Here is a 23,828-nt window from a genome sequence, read left to right as displayed (position 1 = left end):
CTGTCAGGTGGACGGTGGGCGGGCTCAGAAGGCGGGTTCGGTGTTTCTCTGGGTCTTCGTCCACCCGTTGTGGCCGCGGATGAGCCGGATCGCGGCCCGCCAAGAGGTTATGTAGAAGGTGTAGATGTAGAGCGCGTACGCGAAACCGTAGGCGAGCGCACGCCAGAAGCCGGTAGCGGGCTCGCACCGGGCGCGGTAGATCGGACCCCAGATGACGAACGGGAGCAAACCGAACGAACCGTACACGGCGAACAGGACCCAGGCCCCGTCGGCGAAGAACCAGGTGCACACCTCGCCGGGCTCGGTCGCGGTGCGGAAGGCCAGCAGGATGAACGGCAGTGGGTAGACCACCGTGCCGAGTAGCTGCATCCACGGCTGCGCCAGGTAATAGAGCATCTCGGCGGCGCCAAGAGTGGACAGGTAGCGGGAGTCCCAGATGCGGCGGAGGTACCGGGCGCACTGCATCGTGCCCTGCCCCCACCGGGTGCGCTGGGCCAGGAACCGCCGCAGGCTGTAGAGCCCTTCCTGGTCGACGTGGGTGTCCATGGTGAACCCGGTCTTCCAGCCCGCGGTGAGCAGGTGGACGCCAAGCTCGAAGTCCTCCAGCAGCGCCCCGCGCCACGGGCCGCGGGCCTCGGCGATGGAGTCCAACGCGGACAGGCGGGTGAACTGCCCGTTGCCGCCCATCGCGATCGTCCCGGTGTGGCCGCGGGAGAGCTGGATGGCCGCGATGGCCCCGCGGAACTCCAGGTCCTGCATCCGGACCATGGCCGAGCCGAACGCGCGCCGCAGCCTGCCGACCCCGGGCGGCGGGACGCCCCGGTTGATCATCCGCACGTCGATCTGCACCGCGCCGACGCGCGGATCGCCGAAGAGGTGGTCGGCGGCGCAGACCGACAGGCAGTCCGGCGCGGGCCTGCCGTCGGCGTCGACCACGACCACGACCACCCGGCTGGCGTCGGCGTGCTCGCCCAGCCACTCCTTCAGCGCGCGGTAGGCCGAGTTCAGCGCGTCGCCCTTGCCGGTGCGCGCCTCGGGCCGCCTGCGGCTGACCAGGTGCAGGCGTCGGTCGCCGCCGTGGCGGGGGCCGCGCAGGCCCGCGACGACGCGGGCGGTGCCGTCCTCGGACGCGTCGTCGATCACCCAGACGTGCGCGCGCGGGAACTGCTCGCGCAGGTAGCCGATCGTGCCGCCGATGACGGCTTCCTCGTCGCGGCAGGGCACGAAGAAGTGCCAGTCGTACCGGTCCGGCTCGCCCGGCTCGGCTCGGCGGCGGCGCAGGTAGGGCACCACGATCAGGCACACGTAGGTCAGGAAGGCGACGCTCATGGTGAGCGCGAGCGCCTGGGTGAACCCCATCAGCAGCGGCAGCTTCACCGGGCCACCTCACAAGTTCGGTGGCCCCGCGCGCCTACGCACTGTGTCAATTGTTCGCGCGCAAGCTCGCTCACCGGACCACCTCACAAGTTCGGTAGCCCCGCGAGCCCACGCACGGTGTCGATTGCTCGCGCGCAAGCTCGCACTGTGTCGTTTGTTCGCTCGCGAGCTCGCTCACCGGACCACCTTGGGGTCGCGGGTGGACAGCCACACGAACGACACCAGCGCCGCCGCGCCGCCGAGCACGCTGACCATCGACCCCAGCAGGGTGTGGCCCCAGTAGTAGCCGCGGTCGGGGCCCAGCCAGCCCACCAGGCCGACCAGCGTCAGGATGCGGAGCTGGTTGACCGCGATCACGGCGAAGCCCGCGATCGCCAGGGCCGTCAGCACCCGCGTGCTGACCCGGGGGCGCAGCGCGATCATCACGGCGCCGACGACGAGCATCGGCAGCATGAGGAACGCCGAGGTGCACTCGGGGCTCATCCGCAGCCCGAACGCGTGGTCGGTCCCCAGTCCGAAGTAGACGGCCTGGCGCTCGGCGGCCAGGTGCACTCCCGACGAGGTCGTCAGCCGCAGGATCACGCTGGCCAGGGACATCTCCACGGCCCGGTAGACCCGGTTCCCGATCAGCAGCGCCAGGGCGAGCGCGGCGAGCGCGCCGACCAGGAGCCGGGTGCTCGCCGTGGTCCGGGGCGGCGATTCGGCTGACACCACCGTGCCTCCCTCGGTCCACCAGTCCAGCAGGATCATCGGCCGGACCGGTAAAGCGCGCGATCGCTGAATGGGGTGGTCTTCGCCGTGCCGCCCGGCCACGGGTGGTCCGCGCTACTCCGGTTTCGACTGTCCAATCGACACGATCGGTTATGAGTTCCGTGTCAGCGCCCGCATCGGGGGCGGTTCGGCGTGCGGACCCGCAAGCTGGCAGCGGTCGGGTCGTGCTCTTTCCTTGGGAGGAATCTATGCGTAAGCGATGGGTGCGCCAGGTCTGCCTCGGCGGCGTCGTGGTGGCTGCCGCGATGGTGACCGGGGCCGTGCCCGCGTCGGCCGAGCCGGGAGACGGGTCGGCGTACGCGGCGGACGTCAGCGTGCGAGTCCACCATGGACCCTCGCTCGACATCGGCCCGCTGGCCGCCAGCACCGCGGACGGCCCGGTGACCGCTCGCCAGGCGACAATCACGGCTCCCGACGTGCTTACCACCGGCCTGGTAAGCAGCGGGGCCGCCCGCGACGACGCCACCGGGGCGGTGCACGCCGAGGCGAGCCTGACCGACATCCGGCTCATCCTGGGCCAACTCGGCAAGATCGGCGCGGTCAAGGTCGTCTGCGACGCCACCCAGACCGGCACGGCGGGGTCGACGTCCCTGACGCACGTCGCGCTCCCCGGCGTGTCGGTCGCGGCGAACCCCAAGCCGAACACCAAGCTCGCCGCCCCGCCCGGCCCCCTCCCGGCGTCGCTGGTGTCGATCGTGTTCAACGAGCAGATTCACAACGCCGACGGCAGCCTCACCATCAACGGCGTCCACCTGCGGCTCACCCCAGAACTCGGCTCGGGAGACATCATCCTGGGCCGCGCCACCTGCGGCCTGCCCTGCCCGCCGATCCCGCTGGCGACCGGCCTGGGGCTCTGGCTCGGCCTCGGCCTGCTCGCGCTCGCCGCGGTGCCCGTGGGCGTCGTCGTCGGCAAGCGGCTGCGGGAGGTCTGAGATGTACCGACAGCCCACAGCGGGAGCGATCGGCGGCGGCGCTGGCCTCGCGGCGACCGGCACCGACCTCGGGTGGTGGCCCGCGCTGGCCATCGCGCTGCTCATCGCGGGCGTCCTGCTGCTGCACGCGAGCAGGCGCAGGCGCGGACTACCGCGCGCCGAGTAGAACCACGCACGCGGACCTACGGAAGGCTCTTATGTTGGGAAAGGCGCACGAAGTCCTCTTGCTGGTGGGCACCAGGCCGGAGGCCGTCAAGGCGGCCCCGGTCGCGCTCGCCCTCGCCGCGCACCCCACGCTGCGGCCGGTGATCGTCCACAGCGGACAGCACCCGGGGATGGTCGAGCAGGCGCTGGCCCCGTTCGGGCTGGCGCCGCGGGAGACGCTGTCGGTGCGCCGCCACGCGGGCGGCCAGGCGGAGTTCGTGTCCGCCTTGCTGCCCGCCCTCGACGCCGTCCTCGACCGGCGGGAGCCCCGCGTGGTCCTCGTACAGGGCGACACCACGACAACGCTCGCGGGCGCGCTCGCCGCGTTCTGGCGCGGCATCCCGGTGGCGCACCTGGAGGCCGGGCTGCGCACCGGCGACCTGGCCGCCCCGTTCCCGGAAGAGGGCAACCGGCAGATGGTCGCCCGGGTGGCGGCCCTGCACCTGGCTCCGACGCCCGCGGCGGCGGCGGCGCTGCGGGCCGAGGCGGTGCCGGACGAGGCCATCGCGGTCACCGGCAACACCGTCGTGGACGCGGTGCTGCACATCGCCGCGGCGGAACTGCCGCCGGTGAGCCCCGCGTTGGCCGCGGCGGAACGGAAAGTCGACGCGAGCGGCGGCAGGCTCGTCCTGGTCACCGTGCACCGCAGGGAGTCGTGGGGCGCGCCGCTGGACGAGGTGCTGCGCGCCGTCCGCGCCCTGGCCGACCGGTACCCGGACGTGCTGGTCGTGCTGCCAGCGCACCCGAACCCGGACGTCCAGGGCCAGGTCGTCCGGGCGCTCGGCGGCCACCAGAGGATCGCGGTGACCGAGCCGCTGGACTACTCCGACCTGGTGCGCGCGCTGCGCCGGGCCGCGCTGGTCGTCACCGACTCCGGCGGCATCCAGGAGGAAGCCCCCAGCTTCGGGGTGCCGGTGCTGGTGGCCCGCGAGACCACCGAGCGGATGGAGGCGGTGCGGGCGGGCTGCGCGTGGCTGGTGGGCACCGACGCCGCCCGCCTGCTCGACGCCGCGGAGCGGGTGCTCACCTCGGGGATGCGGGTGCCCGCCGACCGCAACCCCTTCGGCGACGGCCGCGCTGCCCAGCGGGTGTGCGCGGCCCTGGAGCGGCTGCTGCGTCAGCCCACGTTCGGCGTGCCGACCAGCGCGACCTCGGCCGCGCGCAGCCGCGCCAGCGCGGTCTCCACCGTGGGCGCGGACACGCCAGCGGTCAGGTCGAGCAGCACGGTCGTGGCGAACCCGGCCGCGGCGGCGTCGAACGCGGTGGCCCGCACGCAGTGATCGGTGGCGACACCCACGACGTCGACCTTGGTGACCTTGTGGGCGCGCAGCCAGTCGGTCAGCGACTCCCCGCGCGGGCCGACGCCCTCGAAGCCGGAATAGGCTGCGGTGTAGGCGCCCTTGGAGAACACCACGTCGATCGGGGCCACGTCCAGCGCCGGGTGGAAGGCCGCGCCCGCGGTGTCGACCACGCAGTGCACCGGCCAGGAGTCGACGTAGTTCGGCGTGTCGCTGAAGTGCGGGCCGGGGTCGATGTGGAAGTCGCGGGTGGCGACCACGTAGTCGTACCGGGTCGTGGCCATGTGCTCGCTGATCGCGGCGGCGACCTTGGCGCCGCCGGTGACGGCCAACGAGCCGCCCTCGCAGAAGTCCACCTGGACGTCCACGACGATCAATGCGGTCCGGTCTTTCATACCTGCTCCTGGTGCGGGTAGACGGTCGGGATGGCAGGCTCTCCCGCGGAGAGCTTGAGGCCCTCCCAGGGCAGGCTTACCAGGCCCTGACGGACCCGCTGCCTACTGTCCTCCAGGTTCGGCAGACCGGACAATGGCTGTCCGCCGCGCATAAGAGGGATTTGCAGATCCCGGTCGCACTCTCCGCGTTCGGGGGCGGGCGCGTCGGCGAGATAGACCACCTCTTCCAGAGCGGTGCCGGTCGGCTTGTGCCTGCGCAGCGCCAGCTTCCGCCCGCCGCGAGACTCCTTGTGCGAGCTGCGCTTGGCCACCGGGCGCCCGTCGACCTCCACGAGCTTGTAGACCATGCCCGCGGTGGGCGCGCCCGAGCCGGTCACCAGCGACGTCCCCACCCCGTACGCGTCGACCGGCTCGGCCCGCAGCGCCGCGATGGCGTACTCGTCGAGGTCGCCGGACACCACGATCCGGGTCTCCTTCGCGCCGAGCTTGTCGAGCTGCTCGCGGGCCTGGCGGGCGAGCACGCCCACGTCGCCGGAGTCGATGCGGATCGCGCCGAGCCCGGTGCCCGCGACCTCGATGGCGGTCTCGATGCCGTGGGTGATGTCGTAGGTGTCCACCAGCAGCGTGGTCTCCGGGCCGAGGGCGGCCACCTGCGCCTCGAACGCGGCCCGCTCGCTGTCGTGCAGCAGGGTGAACGCGTGCGCGCAGGTGCCCGCGGTGGGGATCGAGAACGCGCGGCCGGACTCCAGATTGGACGTTGTGGCGAACCCGGCGAGGTACGCGGCCCGCGCCGAGGCGACCGCGGCCCGCTCGTGCGTGCGGCGGGAGCCCATCTCGATGATCGGGCGGCCGTTGGCCGCGCTCGCCATCCGCGCGCCCGCCGAGACGATCGCGCTGTCGTGGTTGAGGATCGACAGCACCAGGGTCTCCAGGACCACCGCGTCGGCGAACGTGCCGCGCACGGTGAGCACCGGGGACCCGGGGAAGTACAGCTCGCCTTCCGGGTAGCCGTCCACGTCGCCCTGGAACCGGTAGTCGGCCAGCCAGGACAGCGTGGCCTCGTCCACCACCTGGGTGTCGCGCAAGTGGTGGATCTCGGCGGCGCCGAACCGGAACTCCGCGATCGCGTCGAGCACCCGCTGGGTCCCGCCGACGACCCCGTAGCGCCGCCCGTCGGGCAGTCGCCTGGCGAAGGTCTCGAACACGCACGAGCGCTCGCCCGTGCCGTCGGACAAGGCCGCTGCCAGCATCGTCAGTTCGTAGTGGTCGGTCAGCAGCGCGGTGCTCGGCGTCGGCGCGGCGCTGGGGAGGTTCACGGCCATGGTCGGTGAGCCTAAGCGGCGGCCGTTGAGCACTCGGCGGCGCGATCGGGGAAAGTCGTACTCCGAACGAATGAAGATCCGCCGTACCGGTCGAATCCGGTCATGCCACCATTGACACATGACCGCAGCCGTCGACATGGAGCAGACGCAGGCCACCCCTGCCGGTGCCGAGATCGTGTCCGAGGACAGACCGTGGCAGACGGTCGTCTGGAACGACCCGGTCAACCTGATGTCGTACGTGACCTACGTCTTCCAGAAGCTGTTCGGGTACAGCCGCGACAAGGCGACCAAGCTCATGCTCGACGTCCACCACGAGGGCAAGGCCATCGTGTCGTCGGGCTCCAAGGAGAAGGTGGAGGCCGATGTCGCGAAGCTGCACGCGGCGGGCCTCTGGGCGACGATGGAACACACCTCGTGAAACCGTGGAAGCGCAAGGGCGACAAGGTTTACGCCGACATCGATAGGCAGGAGGCGGCGGTCTTACGCGGGCTGGTGTCGCAGATCGATGACATGCTGCGCGCCCGCATCGAGGAGGCTCCGCAGGACGAGCTCGCCGAGCTGACCGGCATCCGCACGGGGCCGTCGACCTCGCCGGACGACCCGATCCTGTCGCGCCTGCTGCCCGACTTCCACCGGCTCGACGACGACAACCCCAGCAAGGCCGACCTCGACTCGGCCGCGGTGCTGCGCTCGCTGCACGAGCCAACCCTGCTCGACCTCAAGACCGGCGTGGCCGCGGTGGTCATGGAGACCTGCCCGATGTACGGCGGCGGCATCCGGCTGTCGCTGGAGCAGGCCGAGGCGTGGCTGTCCGCGCTCAACGACGTGCGGCTCGCGCTCGGCACCGCCATCGAGGTCACCGAGGACATGCCCGACGAGCTGCCCGAAGACGACCCGCGCAGCCCCCACCTGGCGGTCTACCACTGGCTGACCTGGGTGCAAGAGTCGATGGTCCAAGCGCTTACCGCGGAATAAGAGACGCACGGGAATGACGCGCACGGATGACGCATAACGCCATCACCGACGTCGCGGGCGTCCAGGTCGGGCACCACCACCGTCTCGGCGACGGCTGGGCCACCGGGACGACCGTCGTGCTGCTTCCCGAGGGCACGGTAGGCGGCGTCGAAGGCCGCGGCGGCGCGCCGGGCACCCGGGAGACCGACCTGCTCGCCCCGGAGAACCTCGTGCGCAGAATAGACGCCATCTGCCTGTCCGGCGGCAGCGCTTACGGGCTCGCGGCGGCCGACGGGGTCACCCGCTGGCTGGGCGAGCGCGGCCGGGGTTTCCGGGTGGGCGACGAGCCGCACGAGGTCGTGCCGATCGTGCCCGCCGCCGTCATCTTCGACTTACCGCGTAGCTCTTGGGGCAACCGGCCGGACGCGGAGTTCGGCTACCTCGCCTGCGAGAGCGCTAACGACGGGCCGGTAGACGAGGGCAGCGTCGGGGCCGGGGCGGGCGCCCGCGCCGGATCGCTCAAGGGCGGGGTCGGCACCGCCAGCATCCGGGTGGGGGCGGTCACCCTGGGCGCGTTGGCCGTGGTCAACGCGCGTGGGGAAGCCGTCGACCTGTCCACCGGCGGGCTGTGGGCCGCGGACCTGGGCCTGGCCGACGAGTTCCCGCCCGCCGCCGGATACGCCGCCGACCTCGACGTCCCCCTCAAGTCCGACCTGAACACCACCGTCGGCGTCGTCGCCGTGGACGCCGCGCTGGACAAGGCCGAGTGCCGCCGCCTCGCCATGGCCGCCCAGGACGGCTTGGCCCGCGCGGTCCGGCCCGCGCACTCCCTGTTCGACGGCGACACCGTCTTCGCCGCGGCCACCGGCGCCCACCCGGTCACCGGCGCGGCCGACCTGGACGACCTCTACGCTGCTGCCGCGGACGTCTTCGCCCGCGCGGTCGCCCGGGGCGTGCTCGCCGCGACCACCGTCGGCGGGCTGCGCGCCTATCGCGACTTCTGGGCGTAATGGTCTCCCACATGCGGTCTCTCACCTACTGGGAGGTCGCTAACCACCCAGTAGGATGGGTGTCGTGCTGAAGATCCGCCGGGACCTCGTGGACGCGATGGTGGCCCACGCCCGCCGTGACCACCCCGACGAGGCGTGCGGCGTGATCGCGGGCCCCGAGGGATCCGACCGCCCGGAGCGGTTCATCCCCATGCTGAACGCGGCGCGCTCGCCCACGTTCTACGAGTTCGACTCAGCCGACCTGCTCAAGCTCTACCGCGAGATGGACGCCAACGACGAGGTGCCGGTGGTCATCTACCACTCGCACACCGCGACCGAGGCGTACCCGTCCCGCACGGACGTCTCTTATGCCTCCGAGCCGAACGCCCACTACGTGCTGGTGTCCACCCGCGACCCCGAGAAGCACGAGATCCGGTCGTTCGGGATTGTCGACGGCGTCATCACCGAGGAGCCCATCGAGGTGGTCGAGTCCTACCGGTTCGCCCACACCGGCCCGGACGACGTCCCCGAGCAGTGAGTTTCCGCGCGGGGCGGAATAGCGACGTCCCCGCGCACGTCAACCCCTGTAGAACTGGCACACCCGGAGGTTCACCATGGCCGTCACCGTCTCCATCCCGACCATCCTGCGCACCCACACCGGTGGCGAGAAGACCGTCCCCGCCGCGGGCAGCACCGTCGCCGAGATCATCGACGACCTGGAGGCCAACCACGGCGGCCTCAAGTCGCGCCTGGTCAAGGACGGCTCCCTGCACCGCTTCGTCAACATCTACGTCAACGACGAGGACGTGCGCTTCGCGGGCGGCCTGGACGCCAAGGTCGCCGACGGCGACAACGTGACCATCCTCCCCGCGGTCGCAGGCGGCGCCCGCTAAACCCCCTTTGGAGGGCCGCCCCGTGGCTCGGTACGACTCGCTCTTGGACGCGCTCGGCGACACCCCCCTGGTGGGGCTGCCGAGGCTGTCCCCATCGGAGAACGTCCGGCTGTGGGCCAAGCTGGAGGACCGCAACCCGACCGGCTCGATCAAGGACCGGCCCGCGCTGGCCATGGTCGAGGCGGCCGAGCGCGACGGGCGGCTGATGCCGGGCGCGACCATCCTGGAGCCCACCTCGGGCAACACCGGGATCGCGCTGGCCATGGCGGCCAAGCTCAAGGGTTACGGCCTGGTCTGCGTGATGCCGGAGAACACCTCCGAGGAACGCAGGCAGCTCCTGCAGGCCTACGGGGCGCGGATCGTGTTCTCCCCGGCGGCGGGCGGCTCGAACGAGGCCGTCCGCCGGGCCAAGGAGCTGGCCGAGCAGAACCCGGACTGGGTGATGCTCTACCAGTACGGCAACCCGGACAACGCCAACGCGCACTACACCGGCACCGGCCCGGAAATCCTGCGCGACCTGCCCACCATCACGCACTTCGTGGCGGGCCTCGGCACCACCGGCACCCTGGTAGGCGTAGGCCGCTACCTGCGCGAGCACAAACCGGACGTCCAAATCATCGCCGCGGAACCCCGCTACGGCGAACTGGTCTACGGCCTGCGCAACCTCGATGAGGGCTTCGTCCCGGAACTGTACGACCCGGACGTGCTCACCGGCCGATACTCGGTCGGCTCCTACGACGCGCTGCGCAGGACCCGGCAACTGCTGGAGACCGAAGGCATCTTCGCTGGCATCTCCACCGGCGCCATCCTCCACGCGGCCCTCGCCGTCGCCGAGAAGGTCGCAGGCACCGGAGAATCGGGCGACGTGGTCTTCGTCGTCGCCGACGCGGGCTGGAAGTACCTGTCAACCGGCGCGTACAGCGGCTCCCTGGACGAGGCCTCCGAACGCTTGGACGGCCACCTCTGGGCGTGACCGGTCAACGGTCGAGGATGGTGTAGTCGCCGATCTCGCGCACCAGTTTCGAGGCGAGGGTCCATCTGATGGCGGGATCGGCGAAGGACACGGTGTGATGGTCGACGGGCGCCGGGTGCGGGCTGGCGGGTCGGTAGTGGATGCCATCGATGCCGTAAAGGGTGAATGACCCCGCGCGCAGGAGGACATGGCCTCGGCGGAGGGCTGGGCAGGCGTTGGCGGCCAGGCGCGCGCAGAGCTGGCAGATCGGCGGTTCGCTGGTCAGCATGTCCTGTGACCAGGGGTGGCCGGTGTTGGGGAGTATCCAGAGGACGCCGTGGCGGGTCGTCGCGGCTGGCTGGCCGCAGACCTGGCAGAGCAGCCTGCGCATGGCCCGTCGTTGGCGCAGGGGGTGAATCTTGGCGTACAGGGGTTTGCCGTGCCCAGGGGTGCCGCTGACTCGGTCCCAGAGGATGCCGCGGCTGTCGCGGTCGCTGAGATGCTCGTCGGCGTAGCCGATTCCCCCACCGGGCCGCTCCACCATGCGCGGGAGATCGGCCCACTCCTCCCCGCTCCAGGAGGCGATGTACGGAACGACCATCCCGGTCCGACCTGCGGTGGCATCGTTGCCGGTCACAGCCCACCACCCGCAGCCGCTCCCGCCGCGTGGACGTTGCTTGCCAGCATGTCTGACGTCGGTGTCAACAGCGCGTCCACGGGCAAGATCGAGCCCGGCGCCCCCGGCTCGCCCGGCGCGGGAACCGCCACCAATTCCCGGGCGATCTCGGCGATGCCGTCGCCGTGCCGCATCCACACGATCCCGCCACCCCTGCCCGGCACCACCCGTATTCCGAGCACGTGCCGGTGCTCGAAGACGAAGACCGCGTCGGTGTAGTGCCGATGGGCGCGACTGGCCGCGACACCGAACACGGCGCCTGCCTTGCTCAGCGAGTGGAAACCCCACCCGTTCCCGTTGGCGGGAAGGTTATCGAGTTCAGGAAAACAGGACAGGGCATCGGCTTGGGTGATGATGGCGTGCGGCATCCGGTCCACTCCTGGCTTGGCTTCATGGTCTTGGGATCGAGCCTGGTCCTGGCGACCCATTGCCGGAACAGAGGCCAAGGCGTAGATCAAGACGCCGCCTGTCACGGCGGCGAGTCAGGCGTCAACCCGGAGGTTTGTGCGGAGAATTGGCGCTCAACGGTCGGATTCATCCACCCCAGGCGCTACTCTCCGACACTGAACCTGTACGGAGGGAAGCTGTGTCACCGGAGCCCAATCGCCTGTTGCGGACGGCCCGCGAAGCCGTCGGGATGACTCAGGGGCAGCTCGCTGAGTTCGCCAACACCCAGGTTGAGCAGGCCACCGGCAAACCGGGGGCGATGGATGCCGACTACATCGGCAAGTTGGAACGGGGAGTGCACCGGTGGCCCAATCGGCAGTACCGCGCCGCGCTGCGCCGGGCACTGCGTCGCCAGTCCGACGCCGAACTCGGCTTTTTCAGCACCCGTTCCAGGGCCGCTACCGTGGAGCACGGTCCTCGGCATGTGGATGGAGGGGATGACGTGGAACGCCAAGCATTCCTGCGCGTCTTGGCGGGTTCGGTCGCTGGCCTCGCTTTCAGTGATCCCCTGAACGACTTCGCGGCCAGAAGCGCCCAGGGGCGCGTCGGTCAAGCGGAAGTCGACCAAGTGCGCTCCCTCGCCCGCACGTTCGCCCAGCAGGACAACGGGTTCGTGGGTGGTCTGTCGTCCGAGGCCGTGGTCGCCCAACTCTCCACCTCGGCGGACCTCCTTGACGGCCGGTTCTCCCAGGACGTGGTGCGGCGTGCGCTTTTTTCGGCGGTCGCCGAACTCGCCGACGTCGCGGGGGGCATGTGCTTCGACGCGGGCGCAGCCGCGCGGGCCGAGCGCTGTTTTCGTTTCGCGGTCGGCTGCGCCACCGAAGCGGGCGACTGGGCGATGCGCGCCAAGGGACTCTCCGGCCTGGCCAACCTGGCGGTGCACCAGGGGCGGCCCGACGACGCCCTCAGCATGGCGGAGATGGCGTTGGTGCGGGCCGACCGCCTGACCCCCGTCACCCGAGCGGTGATGCATACCCGCCATGCCCGAGCGCTTGGCCTCAGCGGCAAGCGCCGCGAATCCGACTGTCTGGCTGCCGTCCAGCGAGCCGAGGACCACTTCGCCGCCGGAAACGGGGACGAACCGGAATGGATCTCCTACTACACGGTCGCTCACCTGGAACGCGACCTCGGGCGGGCGCTGTCGCACCTCGCGGTGAACGGCGGAGACCACACTCGGGCGCAGACGCGCCTCGCCGCCGCGATCGAACGCTATCCGCAGCCCCAATCCCGGGGTAAAACCCTGGCCATAGCCAACCTCGCCCACCTGACCATGGCCCGCGACGACCCCGGACATGCGGTGGCCCTGGGGAATGCTGCCCTGGACGCGTTGGGGCTTGTGCGTTCCGACCGGATATTCGAGGCGCTACGGCAGTTGCGTCTCGCGGGACGGCAGCATCGGAGCATGCCGTCAGTGCGGGAGTTGAACCACCGGGTGGACACGGCCCTGCGCGCTTCCGCTCTCACTGGGCAGCCTGGTATCGCTTGAGTAGGAGTGTGGCCAAGGCTCGTTCTTCGACCTCACCTGCTGCGGTTCTTGCCACCTGGTACGCGCGGGACTTCGCTCGGTCGGAGATTGCTGTGACCAACTCTGTGCCTTCGAAATGCAAGCCCGCGCCCGTGTCCGTGGCATAGCCATCAGGCAGTTTTTCGCTTTTGATGTCGGTGCGGAATGGTTCGCGCCGATTTTGGTAGTGTACCGCGTTTGAGAATGGCAGAAATCCTAGGCCGTCTGGGTAGGTCCGGACTTCGCCGAAGGAATCTGTTGTGCAGCCGGTGAACCAGCAGAGTGAGCCCGCTGACTCGCCGCCGAGAACGATTCCGTCTTGCCAGCAGGTTCGCAGAATCCAGTCCAAGTCGTGTGCGCGCCACACTGCCACCAGATTGGCGAGACTGCCACGGTCCACCCAGATGACGTCTTGATCACGTAGGTGGGCCGCGATATCGGGCACATTGGGTTTGTCGAACAGGGTGAGGTGGCTGGTCTGGACGTCGCTGTTTGTGAAGGCGTGGTGGAAGTTGGTGATGCTGTGCTGGTTGTCGCCGGTGGCGGTTGAGATGAAGCACAAACGGGGGGTTGTGGTTCGAGCGAGGTCGAAGGCGTAGGAAAACACAGGGGACGGTTGCCAGGGTTCGCAAGAGCGGTTGAATCCCATGGAGGTGGCGAGGATTGTCGGGTTGTTCGTGGGCATGGTTCCCCTTTGACTTCTTCCGGACTTATCAGCCCGCGAATGCAGTGGTGGGGTGGCCGGTGCCCGCGCCGGGGAAGACCAAGACGGAACCGGCTAACGGTTGCTCGGATAGTTGGGTGTCGGTGAGGCCCCGGCGGGCTGTGGTGACGTAGAGGTCGGTCAGGTCGGGGCCGCCGAAACAGCAGGCGGTCGGGCGGGACACTGGGACCTGGATCTCGCGGTCTAGGTCGCCGGTGGGGGTGTAGCGGTGGATGGCGTTGCCGTCCCATAGGGCGACCCAGACACAGCCGTCGGCGTCCACGCAGAGGCCGTCTGGGAAGCCTGGTCCCGCTACCGCGCACAGGGGGCGTCGGTTTACCGCGTCGCCGGTGGTCACGTCGTAGTCGAAGACGTCGACGCGGTTGGTGGGGGAGTCGATGAAGTAGAGGCGGGTGCCGTCCGGGCTCCAGCCGATGCCGTTGCTTACCTGGACGTCGTTAAGCACGACGTGGGCCGCGCCGGACGGGTCCACCCGCGCCAGCCAGCCCGCCGCCGAGCCTGCCCCGTAGGCTGTCGTGCCCGCCCAGAGGCGCCCGGCGGGGTCAACGCCCGCGTCGTTGCCTCGGTAGCCCTCGCGGCCCCAGTAGACCAGCCAGCGCCGCGACCCGTCCCGGTCCAGCAGCGCCACACCGTCGCGCAGGTTGGCGACCAAGCCGCCAAACGCGCGCGGTTTCACGGCGCCGACGTGCTGCGGTAGCGCTAAGACCTCGTCCTTACCGGTGACCGGGTCATAGCGGTGCGCTTCTGACGAGAGAATGTCGACCCAAACCAGCGTGCGGGTAAGCACGTCCCAGGTCGGGCCCTCGCCGAGCACCGCTTCCGCGCGCACCGCCACGTCCATGGGCTGATCATGTAATAGGGATGACCAGGGCGCATCCGCTGCGGCACGATCGCCGGGTGAAGGTGATCGGGCTGCTCGGCGGCATGAGCTGGGAATCGTCCATCGAGTACTACCGGGTGGTCAACGAGCGCGTCCGGGAGCGGCTGGGCGGGCTGCGCTCGGCGCACTGCGTGCTGTACTCGGTCGACTTCGCCGAGATCGAGCGGATGCAGGCCGACGGCCGCTGGGACGATGCGGCGGCCGTGCTGCGCGCCGCCGCGCAGGCCCTGGTGCGGGCGGGGGCGGAGGTGATCGTGCTGTGCACCAACACCATGCACAAGGTCGCCGACGATCTGGGCGTTCCCCTGCTGCACTTGGCCGACACCACCGCTACCGCTGTCATCCGGGCGGGCCTTACCCGCGTCGGGCTGCTGGGCACGGCGTTCACGATGGAGCAAGACTTCTACACCGGTCGCCTCGCCGGGCACGGCTTGGACGTCCTCGTGCCTGATTCCGATGACCGTGCCTCTGTCCACCGCGTCATCTACGAAGAGTTGGTCGTCGGTGTCGTCAGCGAAGAGTCGCGTCAGCTTTACCGGCAGGTGATAGACCGCTTGGTGGACCGTGGGGCGGAAGGCGTCATCCTCGGTTGCACTGAGATCGAACTGCTCGTTGACCAGGCGGACAGCCCGGTTCCGGTCTTTCCCAGCGCCCGACTGCATGCTGAGTTGGCGGTCGATGTGGCTCTCGGGGTTGGGTGATTTTGTCTGTCTTGCTCGATGGGGTGGAGTGGTTTCTTCGGGGCCCCTACGAAGGAAGATCGCCGTGTGAAAGACGGGTGGGAAGCCTACGGCCTCACACGCGCAGCCAGCTTAGCGATCTTCCTTCTCCCCCGAAGAAACCACTCCACCCCATCGAGCACCTGGCGGGACCGGGCGGCGGTTGGCGGGTTCGCTGTTTGGCCCATCGGGCACCTGGCAGCGTTGGGGTGTGGCTGGTGGGAGGGCGGGTTCGGTGTTCGCCCCCGTTGGGCACCTGGCAGCTTCGGGTGCGGTTGGTGGGAGGGCGGGTTCGGTGTTTCGCTCCCGTCGAGCACCTCGCAGCTTTGGGTTCGGTTGGCAGGAGGGGCGGGTTCGCTGCTGCCTGCCCATCGGGTGCCGAGCCCACGTAACCTCGGACAGGTGAGCATCTCGCCCGTCAAACCTGGTGGTGGCCGGGTCCTGCCGCCGGATCCGGGGCAGGCCGCGGTGGTTGTCGGCGTGTTCGCCGTGCTGCTGTACCTGGTTGAGCTTGTCGACGTCATCGTGCCTGCGAGTCTGGACCAGAATGGGATCTTGCCGCGCGAAGTGGCTGGGCTCGACGGGATTCTGTGGGCGCCGCTGCTGCATGACGGGTGGGGGCACCTGGTGTCCAACACCGTGCCGCTGCTGGTGTTCGCGTTCCTGGCCATGGCCAACGGGATCGGGCAGTGGGCGGCCGTCACCGCGACCATCTGGGTGGTGAGCGGGGTCGGGGTCTGGTTGACCGGCGTCGGTGGCGCGGTGACCGTCGGGGCGTCCGGGCTGTGCTTCGGCTGGTTGCTGTTCCTGCTGGTCCGGGGCGTGTTCAACCGTAGCCTGCGGCAACTCGGCGTCGCCGCTGTGCTGCTGTTGTACTGGGGCACGATGCTGTTCAGCGTGTTGCCGGGCGACCCGCGCATCTCCTGGCAGGGGCACCTGTTCGGGGCGCTCGGCGGGGTGCTCGCGGCCTGGCTGGTGGCGCTGAGCGACAAACGGGCGCCCAAGCCCGCGCCCGGCGGGTTCGCCGCGTGAACCCGGATGCCCCGATCGGGATCTTCGACTCCGGAGTGGGCGGGCTGACCGTCGCCCGGTCGATCCTCGACCAGCTTCCGCGCGAGCGGTTGCGCTACGTCGGCGACACCCGCAACAGCCCCTACGGGCCCCTGCCGATCGCGGAGGTCCGGGCGCACGCCTTGCGCATCGCGGACGATCTTGTCGCGGGCGGGGTCAAGATGCTCGTGATCGCCTGCAACACCGCGTCCGCCGCCTGCCTGCGCGACGCGCGGGAGCGGTACGACATACCCGTCGTGGAGGTCGTGGTGCCCGCCGTGCGGCGTGCGGTGTCCGCGACGCGGACGGGGCGGGTCGGCGTGATCGGAACCACGGGAACGATTCGGTCGCGGGCCTACGAGGACGCGTTCGCCGCCGCGCCGGGGATCACGGTGACCGGTTCGGCGTGTCCGAGATTCGTTGATTTCGTCGAGCACGGCGTCACCTCCGGGCGGCAGATCCTGGGTCTCGCGCAGACCTACCTTGAGCCGCTGCAACAGGCCAACGTCGACACCGTCGTGCTCGGCTGCACGCACTATCCGCTGCTCACAGGGGTTCTGCAGGTCGTCATGGGGCCGGAGACCACCCTGGTGTCCAGCGCGGAAGAGTGCGCCAAAGACGTCTTCCGGGTGCTCACCGAGAACGGCTTGCTCGCCGAGTCCGACGCCGAGCCCAAGCACGAGTTCGCCGCCACCGGGGCGGCCGAGCCGTTCCACCGGCTGGCCCGCCGGTTCCTCGGCCCGGAACTGGCCAGCGTGGCCTCGCTGGCCGATCGGTGATCGTGCTCGGGGCTCGGCTGTGACACTCTGTCCCACGTGTTGCTGACCGTCCTCGGCTGCTCCGGGAGTGTTCCCGGACCCAACGCCCCCGCGTCCGGCTATCTGCTGGAGGCCGAGGGCTTCCTGCTCGGCATCGAACTCGGCAACGGCACCTTCGCCGCGCTGCAGGCGATCCGCGACCCGTTCGAGCTGGACGCCCTGCTGTTCTCGCACCTGCACGCCGACCACTGCGCGGACTTCGCCGGGCTGAGTGTGTACCGGCGCTACCACCCGCGCCCGCCGCGCGACCCCCGGGTGCACAAGCTGCCGGTGTACGCACCGCACGAGGCGCCGCAGCGGTTCATCAACGCCTACGCCACCGACGAGGCCGACCGGCAGATCACCGATCTGTCCGATGTGTACGACTACCACGCGCTCGCCGTGGGCAAGTTCCACATCGGCCCGTTCGAGGTGGTCGCCGCGTCCGCCGCGCACCCGTGCGAGTCGTTCAGCTTCCGCATCACCCACGCGGGCCGCACCCTCGTTTACACCGGTGACACGGGTGTCAGCGCCGGGGTCACCGCGCTCGCCGAGGGCTCCGACGTGGTGCTGGCCGAGGCGTCCTGGACGCACGGCGCGGCGGTGATCCCCGACCTGCACCTGTCCGGCCGCGAGGCGGGCGAGTTGGCCGAGAGCGCGGGCGCGCGGCGGCTGCTGGTCACCCACATCCCGCCGTGGACCGACGCCGACGCCGTCATGGCCGAGGCGGAGGCCGCGTTCAGCGGGGAGACGATCCGGGTCGAGCAGGGCGCTCGCTACGAGATCTGAGACCGGCCTCTAGGCTGGCCGTCGTGGTGAGAAGCGATGGCAGGAACGACGACCAGCTCAGGGACATCAAGATCACCCGCGGCTACCAGCTGTGGCCCGCGGGCTCGGTCCTGGTGGAGTTCGGCGGCACCCGGGTGCTGTGCGCGGCCAGCGTGACCGAGGGCGTGCCCCGGTGGCGCAAGGGCTCGGGGCTGGGCTGGGTGACCGCCGAGTACGCCATGCTGCCCTCGGCCACCAACACCCGCGGCGACCGGGAGTCGGTGAAGGGCCGCATCGGCGGCCGCACGCACGAGATCAGCAGGCTCATCGGCCGGTCGCTGCGCGCGTGCATCGACCTGGCCGCGCTCGGCGAGAACACCATCCACCTCGACTGCGACGTCATCCAGGCCGATGGCGGCACCCGCACCGCGGCCATCACCGGGGCCTATGTCGCGCTGGCCGACGCGGTCACCTGGCTCGCCGCCGCGGGCAGGCTGGCCGACCCGCAGCCGCTGTCGTGCGCGGTGTCCGCGGTCAGCGTCGGCGTCGTCGGCGGCCGGGTTCGGCTGGACTTGCCGTATGAGGAAGACGTCCGCGCCGAGGTCGACATGAACGTGGTCGCGACCGACGCGGGCACGCTGATCGAGGTCCAGGGCACCGGCGAGGGCGCGACCTTCGCCCGGTCCACCCTCGACCGGATGCTGGACATGGCGTTGGCCGGGTGCGCTGAGCTCAACCGAGTGCAGGCCGAGGCGCTGGCCCTGCCGTACCCCAAGGAGCTGCCCGAGCCGAAGGCGGCCAAGTGACCCGCGTCCTGCTCGCCACCCGCAACGCCAAGAAGCTCACCGAGCTGCGCCGCATCCTGGCCGCCGAGAACATCTCCGGCGTCGAGATCGTCGGCTTGGCCGACGTCCCGGAGTTCCCCGACGCCCCCGAGACCGGGGCGACGTTCGAGGAGAACGCCCTGGCCAAGGCGCGGGACGCCGCCCGGGAGACCGGCCTCCCGTCGATCGCCGACGACTCGGGCCTGGCTGTCGACGCGCTCAACGGCATGCCGGGCGTCCTCTCGGCCCGTTGGTCGGGCCGCCACGGCGACGACCAGGCCAACCTGGACCTGGTCCTGGGGCAGCTCACCGACGTCCCCGACGACCGGCGCGGCGCGGCCTTCGTGTGCACGGTGGCCTTCGTCGTGCCGGGCGGCGGTGAGACCGTCCTGCGCGCCGAGTGGCGGGGCCGGTTGATCCGGGAGCCGCGCGGGGCCAACGGCTTCGGCTACGACCCGATCTTCGTGCCGGAGGGGCATGACCGGACCTCGGCGGAACTCGCGCCCGAGGAGAAGGACGCGCTGTCCCACCGGGCGCGGGCGCTGCGCATGCTGCTGCCGCACCTAGATCGCGGAGCGATAACTGTCGATTGACTTTCGATAGGTAGCTAGCGATACTCGATGCATGATCACAACGCATCGGGCTGTTGCCCTGCTCCGAGTCTTTTTGGTGGTGCTGTTCGGGATTCTGGTCGTCTTCCAGACGTTGTCGCTGCCCGGGCAGTTCGCGCACATGGCCCAGGAGTCGCCGCAGGACGCGCACCTGCGGTGGCCGCTGACCGCCCTGGCGGTCTACTGGGTGCTGTGCGTGCAGGTGGTGGTGGTGTCCACCTGGAAGCTGCTCACCCTGGTCAAGAACGACCGCATCTTCAGTGCGGCGTCCATGCGGTGGGTGGACGCGATCGTGTGGGCGATCGGCGCGGCGTGGGTGGCACTCGTGGGCGTGTCGTTCCTGGTCACCATCAACGCGGACGACCCGGGAATGCCGATGCTCTTGTTCCTGCTGTGCGTGGGTCTGACGGTGGTGGGGTTGTTGATGGTGGTGATGCGGGCCTTGCTGCGGCAGGCCACCACGCTGCGCACCGACATGGAAGCGGTGATCTGATGCCGATCGTCGTGCGCATCGACGTCGAACTGGCCAAACGCAAAATGAGCGTCGGCGAGTTCGCCGAACGCGTCGGCCTCACCCCGGCGAACGTGGCGGTCCTCAAGAACGGCCGCGCCAAGGCCGTCCGGTTCAGCACCCTCGAAGCCATGTGCCGAGTCCTCGGCTGCCAGCCTGGCGACCTGCTCGAATGGGTCGAGGACTGAAAGGTGCCCACCTCCCCGCCCTGATCCCCAGACGACCGCTTAACGGTTTGTGGGTGCCAGCGGTGGTGGTCGGTTGGGTCCCAGGATCTCCCGGGCGGGGAGAGAGCATCGAGGGACTCCCGAGCGACGGCCGAAGCCGGACCAGCCCCGCGTGCGCAGGGAAGAATCGGCGATGGCGGGGACCACTTGGCGCAGGACGGGAACAGCCCCGCGTGCGCGGGGAAGACCCACCGTAAAAGGGGTAGGTGATTCCCCACGGAGGAACAGCCCCGCGTGCGCGGGGAAGACCCCAGCGCCTGGTGCGGGACGGTTTGGGCGTTGGGAACAGCCCCGCGTGCGCGGGGAAGACCCGCCAGGCGGCCGTCAGGGCGGCGACCAGGCGGGAACAGCCCCGCGTGCGCGGGGAAGACACTTGTTGACCTGGGGGTCTATGAGTCGGAACGGTGTTTTGAATTCACTTTCAGTCGAGGTGGAGCTGGGGCGATCCGTCGATGTCCGTGTCGATAGGGCTGGACCGGCACCGCCCAGAACCGGCGCGAACAGGCCCCGGCACAACCCCGCCCTCCCTGGGGGCCGCCCCCGCTCCAGTCTATCGGCTGTGGGGGCCTGCGGGAGGGGGTGCGCGAAAGCTGTGGACAGGTTCGGCCTATGTGGACAGGGGACTTGACAGGAGCTGGGAGTGGTCGGGGCCCGACGTGGAACGTGGTCAGGTCAGGGGGAGGGAGCTGGCGAGGGCTTGGGCGCCTGCGGTGACGGCTGCCGTGGCTGATCTGAACGGGGTGCCGGGTGGGTGGTTGGTCATCAGCACCACGATGTAGCGGTCGTCGGGGCCGAGGGTGCCGGTGGAGTGGACGGCGACGTGGTCGGCGGCGTTGCCCCAGGCCTGTTTCACCGCCCAGGGCGCAGGGAAGGCCGAGGGGATGCCGAAGTGCTGGTCGAAGCCGTCCGCGGCGTGGCGGGGGGCGGCGCGCATGGGGTCGATCAGGGTGGGCAGGGTGGTCAGCAGGTGTTGGTAGGCGGCCAGGACGTCGTTCGGGGTGAGTGGGGTGTTGCCCCACCGGCCGGGGATGTCGGGGGCGGTGGGGCCGGTTCGGCCGAGGGTGGTGGCGGCGGTGGCGGGCAGCGCGTCGCCGCCGTGTAAGCCCCAGAGGATGCTGGCGTCGTTGTCGTTGCTGTCGCGCAGCATTCGCTCGACGCGGGCGCGGTGGGTGGGGTCGGGGGCGGCTTGGATCGCGATGAGCAGTTTGACCAGGGACGCGGACCGGAATCGGCGGTCGGCTTCGACCGAGACCAGGGGCCCGGCCAGGGCGCGGTCCCACACGATCAGGCCGACGTCGGCGCGTTTCGACACCGCGCGCACCGCCGCGGTGACGGCCGTGGCGACGGCGGCGGAGTCGACGCTGGCCGCGGCGAGGACGGGTGGTGCCGCTGGGCGAGCCAGCGAGGCCACCGGCGAACTGGCGCTCGCCGCGAGTGGGGCGGCGGCCGATGAGGCCACCAGGACGAACGACACGGTGATCGCGACCGCCCCCGTCGCCGCGAGCCGAGTCGATCGACTGCGCATACCGGCGTCAACGCGAGATCGGCCGGGAGAGTTCGGCAACGCGTGAAAAGATCAGGTAAACAGGCGGTTCAGGGTCTCCGCCCCAGCGGTGACCGAGTGCGCGGCGGTCTTCCACCGCACCGACAAGGGGTGCTCGGTCAGCAGCACCACCACGTACCGCCACTCCGGCCCGACCAGTCCCGTGCTGTGCAGGACGATGTCGCTCTTGCTGTTCGACCAGCCCTGCTTCACCGCCCACCGCGCCGAGATGCCGTCCGGGATGCCGAAGTACTGGTCGAACCCGTCGGCCGCCTGCCGAGGGGCGGCGGCGAGCGCGGCCACGATCAGGTCGCGGTCCGCCGAGGGCAGCCGGTTCAGCACGTGCTGGTATATCCGGCCGACGTCGCGCGGGGTGAGCAGGACATCGCCCCAGCGGCCCGGGATCGCGGGCGGGCGGGCGCCGGTCAGGCCGATCGCCCGCGCGGTCCGGGTGACCAGCGCCGCGCCGCCGCCCTGGACCCACAGGTCGTCGGCGACGTCGTCGTCGGACAGCCGCAGCATGACCTCGATCCGCTGCCGGGTCCGCGCGTCCGCGCCCCGGCCGAGCGCGTCGATGGCCATGAGCAGCTTCACCAGCGACGCCGACCGGAACCCGCGGTCGGGCTGGACGGCCAGCACCTCGTCGCCGCTTTCCCGGTCGATCACCAGCGCGCCCACGGTCGCCGAGCCCTGCACGGCGCGGACGGCCGCGGTGATCGCGTCCGGCTTGGCGGCCTTCGGGGGTTTGCCCGGCGACCGGGTCGGCGGCGGGGACGGCGTCGGTGTCGGGGACGGCTCCAGGGACGGCATCGCCGACGGCTTCGGTTCCGGAGTGGGCGAGGCGGCGGGTGACTCCACGATCGACTCCACGGCAGGTGCGGCGGCGGGCAGCGCGACGGTCCTCGACGGGCTCGCGCAGCCGGTGGCCGCGACGGCGAACAGGCTCAGCAAGACCAGCGAAGTCCCGATCCGGTGGTGGCGCATGTCGGGAAACACGCCCACCCGGCGGGAAAAGTTGACCCGATCGTGGGTCAACTTCTCCGCTCAGCACGCCGTTACGGCGCACCGGCCCCGATGGTTGCCCCAGCGGGGCGAACTGGCCGGAAAACGTCAGATCTTGAGGTCTTTGCGCAGCTTGGCGACGTGCCCGGTGGCCCGCACGTTGTAGAGCGCGTGCGTCACCGCGCCCTCGGGGTCGATCACGAACGTGGACCGGATCACACCCGTCACGGTCTTGCCGTAAAGCTGCTTCTGGCCGTACGCGCCCCACTCGGTCATCACCGCGCGGTCGGCGTCGGACAGCAGCGGGAACGTCAGGCCCTCGTCGGCGACGAACTTCGCCAGCTTCGCGGGCTTGTCCGGCGAGACGCCGAGCACGGCGAAACCCGCGTCGTTCAGCTCGGCGAGGTTGTCCCGGAAGTCGCACGCCTGCTTCGTGCAGCCCGGCGTCGCCGCCGCCGGATAGAAGTAGACGACCACGGACCGGCCGCGGAAGTCGGCCAGCGACACCGGGTTGCCCTCGCTGTCGGGCAGGGTGAAGTCGGGGGCCTGATCGCCAGCGGACAGGCGGTTCTGCTCACTCATGCCGCTGACGCTAGCGGGCCCTCACGCCACCCCGTGGAACACGGTCACGGTGGCGCCGCGCGCCGGGTCCGGCTGCGCCTCGACCACCACGAGCGCCTTCTCCGCGGGCACGGCGAACGCCACCGAGAACTGGACACTCCGCCCAGGCTGGATCTCGTCCTGGCCGACGACGCCGCTGTAGCCCTGCGTGGAGTCGATCACCTGCTGGGTGCCCGTCCCGTCCGCGCTCGCCGACAGGGACAGCAGCGTGGGGCGGTACGGGGTGGCGCCGTCGTTCTGCAGGGTCATCTCGAACCCGACCGCCCGCGGGGCGACGGGGGACGCGGACGCGGTCGGCACGAAGGATTTGGGCGCGGAGATCACGATGGTGATGCCGTTGCCCAGGTCGACGCGGTCGTTGCTCCGGGACAGCGGGCCAGCGGAGCGGGCCACCTGCTCGCCGGAGGTGGTGGGGGCGCCCGCTTGGGCCGTCGCGGGTCCGCCGCCGCACGCGCTGGTGGTGAGGACCACCAGGAGCGCGCTGGTCGCGGCCGCCAGTCCGACGGTCTTCACGGGCGGTTGCCTCTTTCTTCGTCACGTGTGGGTACGCGCTCTACAGTGACGGGCGGATGCCGTGGACGTGGCCTTCAATCGGGCGTCGAGTCGGAGCTGGTGTCGCACTGTGGCCGAGCCGTGATCAGGGGTGGGGCTGGTGGTGATGGGGGCCACTTGGTGCTGGTTGCAGCTGTGGAATTGCAGCCGTCCTGGGCTCTCGTGGGTTTGCGTGGTGGGGTTGCTCGATGGGGTGGAGCGGGTTCCCGGGTGGCTGGCTGGGTCTGTCTGCTCGATGGGGTGGAGTGGTTTCTTTGGGGCCCCTACGAAGGAAGATCCCGTCGT

General features: G+C 70.4%; 29 protein-coding genes, 1 pseudogene and 1 CRISPR repeat array. Of the genes and pseudogenes, 18 read left to right on the top strand and 12 right to left on the bottom strand.

From position 1 onward, the window contains the following. Positions 1 to 24: 24 nt before the first annotated feature. Together ACZ6SD_RS12000 and xrtP are read right to left on the bottom strand one after the other, a co-directional pair. Positions 25 to 1,329: a glycosyltransferase gene (locus tag ACZ6SD_RS12000; RefSeq protein WP_465317041.1), complete on the bottom strand. Its 1,305-nt coding sequence runs from the start codon at positions 1,327 to 1,329 to the stop codon at positions 25 to 27. 222 nt (positions 1,330 to 1,551) lie between these two features. After that, positions 1,552 to 2,127, bottom strand: a complete 576-nt coding sequence (gene xrtP, locus ACZ6SD_RS11995; RefSeq protein WP_465316934.1) for an exosortase P — start codon at positions 2,125 to 2,127, stop codon at positions 1,552 to 1,554. A gap of 209 nt (positions 2,128 to 2,336) precedes the next feature. Between xrtP and ACZ6SD_RS11990 the strand changes: the two genes are divergently transcribed. From ACZ6SD_RS11990 to wecB, 3 genes and pseudogenes are all read left to right on the top strand, one after another. After that, a complete protein-coding gene (locus ACZ6SD_RS11990) occupies positions 2,337 to 3,080 on the top strand; it encodes a choice-of-anchor P family protein (RefSeq protein ID WP_465316933.1) in 744 nt (247 codons plus the stop codon). 1 nt (position 3,081) lies between these two features. Beyond that, positions 3,082 to 3,246, top strand: coding sequence for an LPXTG cell wall anchor domain-containing protein (locus ACZ6SD_RS11985; protein ID WP_465316932.1), 165 nt, complete (start codon positions 3,082 to 3,084; stop codon positions 3,244 to 3,246). Between the two features lie 31 nt (positions 3,247 to 3,277). Continuing rightward, positions 3,278 to 4,399, top strand: a pseudogene (gene wecB, locus ACZ6SD_RS11980) (non-hydrolyzing UDP-N-acetylglucosamine 2-epimerase); the annotation flags it as partial. Between the two features lie 2 nt (positions 4,400 to 4,401). Here the strand turns inward: wecB and ACZ6SD_RS11975 are convergent. Next, the gene (locus ACZ6SD_RS11975; protein ID WP_465316931.1) at positions 4,402 to 4,977 is read right to left on the bottom strand and encodes an isochorismatase family protein; all 576 of its coding nucleotides are present in this window, start codon (positions 4,975 to 4,977) and stop codon (positions 4,402 to 4,404) included. Then, positions 4,974 to 6,299: a nicotinate phosphoribosyltransferase gene (locus tag ACZ6SD_RS11970; RefSeq protein WP_465316930.1), complete on the bottom strand. Its 1,326-nt coding sequence runs from the start codon at positions 6,297 to 6,299 to the stop codon at positions 4,974 to 4,976. Before ACZ6SD_RS11970 ends, ACZ6SD_RS11975 begins: the two co-directional genes overlap by 4 nt. 118 nt (positions 6,300 to 6,417) lie before the next feature. On the opposite strand from ACZ6SD_RS11970, the gene clpS reads away from it, so the two are divergent. The 6 genes from clpS to ACZ6SD_RS11940 all read left to right on the top strand — a co-directional run bounded on the left by clpS (position 6,418) and on the right by ACZ6SD_RS11940 (position 10,108). After that, entirely contained in the window at positions 6,418 to 6,717 is a 300-nt protein-coding gene (gene clpS, locus ACZ6SD_RS11965) for an ATP-dependent Clp protease adapter ClpS (protein WP_091455904.1), read from the top strand. Continuing rightward, the gene (locus ACZ6SD_RS11960; protein WP_465316929.1) at positions 6,714 to 7,274 is read left to right on the top strand and encodes a DUF2017 domain-containing protein; all 561 of its coding nucleotides are present in this window, start codon (positions 6,714 to 6,716) and stop codon (positions 7,272 to 7,274) included. The genes clpS and ACZ6SD_RS11960 overlap by 4 nt, the downstream gene beginning before the upstream one ends. A 26-nt stretch (positions 7,275 to 7,300) precedes the next feature. Next, on the top strand, positions 7,301 to 8,263 hold the full coding sequence (locus ACZ6SD_RS11955) for a P1 family peptidase (protein WP_465316928.1): 963 nt from the start codon (positions 7,301 to 7,303) through the stop codon (positions 8,261 to 8,263). A gap of 55 nt (positions 8,264 to 8,318) precedes the next feature. After that, complete coding sequence (locus ACZ6SD_RS11950; protein WP_465316927.1) at positions 8,319 to 8,780, top strand: M67 family metallopeptidase; 462 nt, start codon at positions 8,319 to 8,321, stop codon at positions 8,778 to 8,780. Positions 8,781 to 8,856: 76 nt separating this feature from the next. Beyond that, a complete protein-coding gene (locus ACZ6SD_RS11945) occupies positions 8,857 to 9,135 on the top strand; it encodes a MoaD/ThiS family protein (RefSeq protein ID WP_465316926.1) in 279 nt (92 codons plus the stop codon). Between the two features lie 22 nt (positions 9,136 to 9,157). Next, entirely contained in the window at positions 9,158 to 10,108 is a 951-nt protein-coding gene (locus tag ACZ6SD_RS11940) for a PLP-dependent cysteine synthase family protein (protein WP_465316925.1), read from the top strand. 4 nt (positions 10,109 to 10,112) lie between these two features. Here the strand turns inward: ACZ6SD_RS11940 and ACZ6SD_RS11935 are convergent, their stop codons facing one another. After that, the gene (locus ACZ6SD_RS11935) at positions 10,113 to 10,724 is read right to left on the bottom strand and encodes a hypothetical protein (protein WP_465316924.1); all 612 of its coding nucleotides are present in this window, start codon (positions 10,722 to 10,724) and stop codon (positions 10,113 to 10,115) included. After that, on the bottom strand, positions 10,721 to 11,131 hold the full coding sequence (locus ACZ6SD_RS11930; RefSeq protein WP_465316923.1) for a hypothetical protein: 411 nt from the start codon (positions 11,129 to 11,131) through the stop codon (positions 10,721 to 10,723). Before ACZ6SD_RS11930 ends, ACZ6SD_RS11935 begins: the two co-directional genes overlap by 4 nt. 269 nt (positions 11,132 to 11,400) lie before the next feature. Between ACZ6SD_RS11930 and ACZ6SD_RS11925 the strand changes: the two genes are divergently transcribed. Beyond that, on the top strand, positions 11,401 to 12,696 hold the full coding sequence (locus ACZ6SD_RS11925; RefSeq protein WP_465316922.1) for an XRE family transcriptional regulator: 1,296 nt from the start codon (positions 11,401 to 11,403) through the stop codon (positions 12,694 to 12,696). On the opposite strand, the gene ACZ6SD_RS11920 is transcribed toward ACZ6SD_RS11925, so the two are convergent. Both ACZ6SD_RS11920 and ACZ6SD_RS11915 read right to left on the bottom strand, forming a co-directional pair. Next, positions 12,671 to 13,399, bottom strand: coding sequence for a Type 1 glutamine amidotransferase-like domain-containing protein (locus tag ACZ6SD_RS11920; RefSeq protein WP_465316921.1), 729 nt, complete (start codon positions 13,397 to 13,399; stop codon positions 12,671 to 12,673). The two genes, ACZ6SD_RS11925 and ACZ6SD_RS11920, sit on opposite strands and share 26 nt — an antisense overlap. A gap of 28 nt (positions 13,400 to 13,427) precedes the next feature. After that, a complete protein-coding gene (locus ACZ6SD_RS11915) occupies positions 13,428 to 14,279 on the bottom strand; it encodes an SMP-30/gluconolactonase/LRE family protein (RefSeq protein WP_465316920.1) in 852 nt (283 codons plus the stop codon). Positions 14,280 to 14,335: 56 nt separating this feature from the next. Here ACZ6SD_RS11915 and ACZ6SD_RS11910 point away from each other — a divergent pair, with 56 nt between their 5' ends. The 8 genes from ACZ6SD_RS11910 to ACZ6SD_RS11875 all read left to right on the top strand — a co-directional run bounded on the left by ACZ6SD_RS11910 (position 14,336) and on the right by ACZ6SD_RS11875 (position 19,786). Beyond that, complete coding sequence (locus ACZ6SD_RS11910; protein WP_465317040.1) at positions 14,336 to 15,019, top strand: aspartate/glutamate racemase family protein; 684 nt, start codon at positions 14,336 to 14,338, stop codon at positions 15,017 to 15,019. Positions 15,020 to 15,439: 420 nt separating this feature from the next. After that, positions 15,440 to 16,069 carry a rhomboid family intramembrane serine protease gene (locus ACZ6SD_RS11905; protein ID WP_465316919.1) on the top strand — a complete coding sequence of 210 codons (630 nt, stop codon included), beginning with the start codon at positions 15,440 to 15,442 and terminating at the stop codon, positions 16,067 to 16,069. Continuing rightward, complete coding sequence (gene murI / locus ACZ6SD_RS11900; RefSeq protein WP_465316918.1) at positions 16,066 to 16,866, top strand: glutamate racemase; 801 nt, start codon at positions 16,066 to 16,068, stop codon at positions 16,864 to 16,866. The genes ACZ6SD_RS11905 and murI overlap by 4 nt, the downstream gene beginning before the upstream one ends. A gap of 36 nt (positions 16,867 to 16,902) precedes the next feature. Next, positions 16,903 to 17,673 (top strand): MBL fold metallo-hydrolase, encoded by a 771-nt coding sequence (locus tag ACZ6SD_RS11895; protein ID WP_465316917.1) that lies wholly within the window; start codon positions 16,903 to 16,905, stop codon positions 17,671 to 17,673. 23 nt (positions 17,674 to 17,696) lie between these two features. Then, positions 17,697 to 18,458 carry a ribonuclease PH gene (rph, locus tag ACZ6SD_RS11890; RefSeq protein ID WP_465316916.1) on the top strand — a complete coding sequence of 254 codons (762 nt, stop codon included), beginning with the start codon at positions 17,697 to 17,699 and terminating at the stop codon, positions 18,456 to 18,458. Next, positions 18,455 to 19,069 carry an RdgB/HAM1 family non-canonical purine NTP pyrophosphatase gene (gene rdgB / locus ACZ6SD_RS11885; protein ID WP_465316915.1) on the top strand — a complete coding sequence of 205 codons (615 nt, stop codon included), beginning with the start codon at positions 18,455 to 18,457 and terminating at the stop codon, positions 19,067 to 19,069. The genes rph and rdgB overlap by 4 nt, the downstream gene beginning before the upstream one ends. A gap of 31 nt (positions 19,070 to 19,100) precedes the next feature. After that, positions 19,101 to 19,580 (top strand): DUF2975 domain-containing protein, encoded by a 480-nt coding sequence (locus ACZ6SD_RS11880; RefSeq protein ID WP_465316914.1) that lies wholly within the window; start codon positions 19,101 to 19,103, stop codon positions 19,578 to 19,580. Continuing rightward, the gene (locus ACZ6SD_RS11875; protein WP_088985077.1) at positions 19,580 to 19,786 is read left to right on the top strand and encodes a helix-turn-helix domain-containing protein; all 207 of its coding nucleotides are present in this window, start codon (positions 19,580 to 19,582) and stop codon (positions 19,784 to 19,786) included. Before ACZ6SD_RS11880 ends, ACZ6SD_RS11875 begins: the two co-directional genes overlap by 1 nt. Before the next feature lie 138 nt (positions 19,787 to 19,924). Then, positions 19,925 to 20,198: a CRISPR direct-repeat array (repeat unit 30 nt; unit sequence GGAACAGCCCCGCGTGCGCGGGGAAGACCC). A gap of 294 nt (positions 20,199 to 20,492) precedes the next feature. Here ACZ6SD_RS11875 and ACZ6SD_RS11870 read toward each other — a convergent pair. The 4 genes from ACZ6SD_RS11870 to ACZ6SD_RS11855 form a co-directional block, all read right to left on the bottom strand. After that, a complete protein-coding gene (locus ACZ6SD_RS11870) occupies positions 20,493 to 21,350 on the bottom strand; it encodes a serine hydrolase (RefSeq protein ID WP_465316913.1) in 858 nt (285 codons plus the stop codon). A gap of 51 nt (positions 21,351 to 21,401) precedes the next feature. After that, positions 21,402 to 22,403 carry a serine hydrolase gene (locus ACZ6SD_RS11865; protein WP_465316912.1) on the bottom strand — a complete coding sequence of 334 codons (1,002 nt, stop codon included), beginning with the start codon at positions 22,401 to 22,403 and terminating at the stop codon, positions 21,402 to 21,404. A gap of 75 nt (positions 22,404 to 22,478) precedes the next feature. Beyond that, entirely contained in the window at positions 22,479 to 22,952 is a 474-nt protein-coding gene (bcp, locus tag ACZ6SD_RS11860) for a thioredoxin-dependent thiol peroxidase (protein ID WP_465316911.1), read from the bottom strand. A 21-nt stretch (positions 22,953 to 22,973) separates the two neighbouring features. Beyond that, the gene (locus ACZ6SD_RS11855; protein WP_465316910.1) at positions 22,974 to 23,504 is read right to left on the bottom strand and encodes a hypothetical protein; all 531 of its coding nucleotides are present in this window, start codon (positions 23,502 to 23,504) and stop codon (positions 22,974 to 22,976) included. Positions 23,505 to 23,828 lie beyond the last annotated feature (324 nt).

This window comes from Actinokineospora sp. NPDC051303 (genome assembly GCF_055586285.1).
This window is presented reverse-complemented; position numbering and strand designations above follow the sequence as displayed.

Coding starts and splice junctions, on each gene's coding strand:
- ACZ6SD_RS11990 (WP_465316933.1), top strand. CDS start 2,337: ATGCGTAAGCGATGGGTGCGCCAGGTCTGCCTCGGCGGCGTCGTGGTG.
- bcp (WP_465316911.1), bottom strand. CDS start 22,952: ATGAGTGAGCAGAACCGCCTGTCCGCTGGCGATCAGGCCCCCGACTTC.
- ACZ6SD_RS11950 (WP_465316927.1), top strand. CDS start 8,319: ATGGGTGTCGTGCTGAAGATCCGCCGGGACCTCGTGGACGCGATGGTG.
- ACZ6SD_RS11955 (WP_465316928.1), top strand. CDS start 7,301: ATGACGCATAACGCCATCACCGACGTCGCGGGCGTCCAGGTCGGGCAC.
- ACZ6SD_RS11875 (WP_088985077.1), top strand. CDS start 19,580: ATGCCGATCGTCGTGCGCATCGACGTCGAACTGGCCAAACGCAAAATG.
- ACZ6SD_RS11945 (WP_465316926.1), top strand. CDS start 8,857: ATGGCCGTCACCGTCTCCATCCCGACCATCCTGCGCACCCACACCGGT.
- ACZ6SD_RS11915 (WP_465316920.1), bottom strand. CDS start 14,279: ATGGACGTGGCGGTGCGCGCGGAAGCGGTGCTCGGCGAGGGCCCGACC.
- ACZ6SD_RS11880 (WP_465316914.1), top strand. CDS start 19,101: ATGATCACAACGCATCGGGCTGTTGCCCTGCTCCGAGTCTTTTTGGTG.
- ACZ6SD_RS11970 (WP_465316930.1), bottom strand. CDS start 6,299: ATGGCCGTGAACCTCCCCAGCGCCGCGCCGACGCCGAGCACCGCGCTG.
- ACZ6SD_RS11985 (WP_465316932.1), top strand. CDS start 3,082: ATGTACCGACAGCCCACAGCGGGAGCGATCGGCGGCGGCGCTGGCCTC.
- ACZ6SD_RS11920 (WP_465316921.1), bottom strand. CDS start 13,399: ATGCCCACGAACAACCCGACAATCCTCGCCACCTCCATGGGATTCAAC.
- ACZ6SD_RS11925 (WP_465316922.1), top strand. CDS start 11,401: ATGACTCAGGGGCAGCTCGCTGAGTTCGCCAACACCCAGGTTGAGCAG.
- clpS (WP_091455904.1), top strand. CDS start 6,418: ATGACCGCAGCCGTCGACATGGAGCAGACGCAGGCCACCCCTGCCGGT.
- ACZ6SD_RS11930 (WP_465316923.1), bottom strand. CDS start 11,131: ATGCCGCACGCCATCATCACCCAAGCCGATGCCCTGTCCTGTTTTCCT.
- ACZ6SD_RS11870 (WP_465316913.1), bottom strand. CDS start 21,350: ATGCGCAGTCGATCGACTCGGCTCGCGGCGACGGGGGCGGTCGCGATC.
- xrtP (WP_465316934.1), bottom strand. CDS start 2,127: ATGATCCTGCTGGACTGGTGGACCGAGGGAGGCACGGTGGTGTCAGCC.
- ACZ6SD_RS11975 (WP_465316931.1), bottom strand. CDS start 4,977: ATGAAAGACCGGACCGCATTGATCGTCGTGGACGTCCAGGTGGACTTC.
- ACZ6SD_RS12000 (WP_465317041.1), bottom strand. CDS start 1,329: ATGAGCGTCGCCTTCCTGACCTACGTGTGCCTGATCGTGGTGCCCTAC.